Annotated in this window: 2 protein-coding genes and 1 pseudogene; 1 reads left to right on the top strand and 2 read right to left on the bottom strand. The window is 74.5% G+C overall.

From position 1 onward, the window contains the following. Nucleotides 1-589: hypothetical protein (locus ACFU99_RS41275; protein WP_384403234.1), on the top strand; the 589-nt coding region annotated here is incomplete at its 5' end. Nucleotides 590-677: 88 nt separating this feature from the next. Here ACFU99_RS41275 and ACFU99_RS41270 read toward each other — a convergent pair. Both ACFU99_RS41270 and ACFU99_RS41265 read right to left on the bottom strand, forming a co-directional pair. After that, on the bottom strand, nt 678-1547 hold the full coding sequence (locus tag ACFU99_RS41270) for a YceI family protein (protein WP_384403231.1): 870 nt from the start codon (nt 1545-1547) through the stop codon (nt 678-680). 123 nt (nt 1548-1670) lie between these two features. Then, nucleotides 1671-2235, bottom strand: a pseudogene (locus ACFU99_RS41265) (SWF or SNF family helicase); the annotation flags it as partial.

The following is a 2235-nucleotide window of genomic DNA, read 5'->3' as shown; positions in this document are numbered from 1 at the left end:
CGGACCTCCGCCGCCGCCGAACGATCCGCCGTCCGGCTACGGCGGCTACGGCCCGCCCGGCGGATACGGCGAGGGCGGATACGGCCCGCCGAACGAGCCGCCGGGCGGTCACGGCGAGGGCGGTGGTTACGGCCCGCCCAGCGGGTACGGCGGCTACGGCGGGGGCGGCGACTACGGAGGTCCGGGCGGTCCGGGCGGACCTGGCGGACCCGATGGTCCCGGCGGCTTCGGACCCGGCGAGCCGCCGTGGTCCCAGCCGCCGCCGGACCCGGGAAACCGACGCCGGATCGTGATCGCCGTCGCCCTGCTCATCGTGATCGCGGCCATCGCCGTCGGGGCGGTCATGGCCATCGACAGCGACGGCGGCGGCGAGCCCGCCAAGGACGCGTCGCCGAGCACGTCCGCCCCGGCGACCAAGAAGCCGCCCCGCCTCCCGACGAGCGTGCCCACCGGGATTCCGACCGAGATTCCGACCGAGGTGCCCAGCGACCTCGGGAGCTATCTGCCGACGGGCTTCCCCACCAGCCTCCCCAAGGAGCTGCCGACGGCGCTGCCCACCGACGGCATCGGCGAGCTGTTGGACCGGTAGCGGCCCGCGCCGAGCCCCGGCGGCTGACCGTCCGCAGCCGCCGGCCCGGCCGGTCCGGCGGACGCCCCCGATCCGGCGGACGTCCTGCTTACTCGTCGCGAATGGCCTGGATGTCGAGCTCGATGCGGATCGTCGCGCCGATCGCGGCGATGCCGCGCGCGAGCATCGTGCGCCAGTCCAGTGTGAAGTCCTCGCGGTGCAGCTCGGTGGCGGCCGAGCAGGCGGTGCGGGTCTCGCCCATGATCCCGGTGCCGATGCCCAGGTAGCGGGTGTCGAGATTGATGCTGCGGCTGACGCCGTGCAGGCTCAGCACGCCCTGCACGGACCAGCGGGAGCCGCCGCGGTGCACGAAGCGCTCGCTGGCGAACTGGAGATAGGGATAGTTGGTGACGTCCAGGAAGTCCTGCGAGCGCAGGTGCTGGTCGCGCGCCTCGACGCCGGTGTCGATGCTCGCCGCGTCGATCGTCACCTCCAGCTGCGAGTCCTCCATGCGGTCGGCTATCCACAGCGCGCCCTCGAACCGGTTGAACCGGCCGTGGATCTCGGCCAGCCCGATGTGCCGGGCTATGAAGCGCACGGCCGTGTGGTCCGGGTCGATCTTCCACCGGCCGGGCTCCGGCATGGCGGGGGAGGGGGCCAGCTCCATCCGCATCGGGCCGATGGCCGTCCGCACCCCCGCCGTCGCCTCACAGGTCTGCCGTACGGGCTGGAAGCCGTCGGACGTCACGGCGATGCTGTACTCGCCCGGCGCCACGGTCGCCGAGAAGCAGCCGTTCGGGTCGGTCTGGCCGTGCACGACCTCGCGTCCCTCGGTATCCCGGACCGAGACCTCCGCCCGGTGCAGCGGCAGCTGCACGGGGTCGAGCACGACGCAGTCGAGGGCTCCCGCGCCGCGCGGTATCGGTGCGGCGGCTCGCGGTGCGGAGCGGTTGCTGCGGCGCAGTAGGGCGAATGCCATCCCGGTGGGCCTTTCTGAATCAGTCGGTCGTCGAATGCGAGAACACCACATTCTGTCACTGCTCAGGAAGAGCTCACCCATCACCTATGAAACTGCTGGTATCGCCCCGCTTAATCCTTCGATTCACTCCTCTATGGGGTGCGCCGATAGGATCATCGCCAGGGCCGCCGCCGGATCCGCGTCGCCCGGCCCGGCCGGCTCCCAGTGCCCCCGCTCCTTGCGGTACGGCCACCAGAGCCCGTCCCGCGCCCAGCGCAGCTGAGCGTCCGCGCCCACCACCGTCCAGCGGTTCCCACGGGACGCGCGCAGCCTCGGCGGGCGCTCCTCCCCCTCCCACGCGGCGGCCAGCAGGGCGCGGGCCCGCGCCAGTTCCGTCGGGTCCGGCGTCCACTCCTCGTCGAGCGCCGCGAGCGCCGCGGCCCCGTGCCCCCAGGCCCGTACGGCCCGCGCCAGACCCGCGCCGTCGCGCCCGCAGCCCGCCGCGAGCCGGGCCGCGATCCCCGGTTCCGGCCCGGCGGCGGCGAGCCGCACCGCGTCCTGCCCGACCGTGAGCCGATCCTCCGGCGTCCCCTCGTGGCCGGGCGCGAGCGCCCGCGCCAGCAGCCGCTGGGCCCGTACGGCCGCGACGGAGGCCAGGAACTCCAGCGCGCCCGCGTCGACGCCCGCCGCCGGGGCGACCTCGCCGTCC

It is taken from the genome of Streptomyces sp. NPDC057654 (assembly GCF_042800135.1).
GTDB lineage: Bacteria > Actinomycetota > Actinomycetes > Streptomycetales > Streptomycetaceae > Streptomyces.
This window is presented reverse-complemented; position numbering and strand designations above follow the sequence as displayed.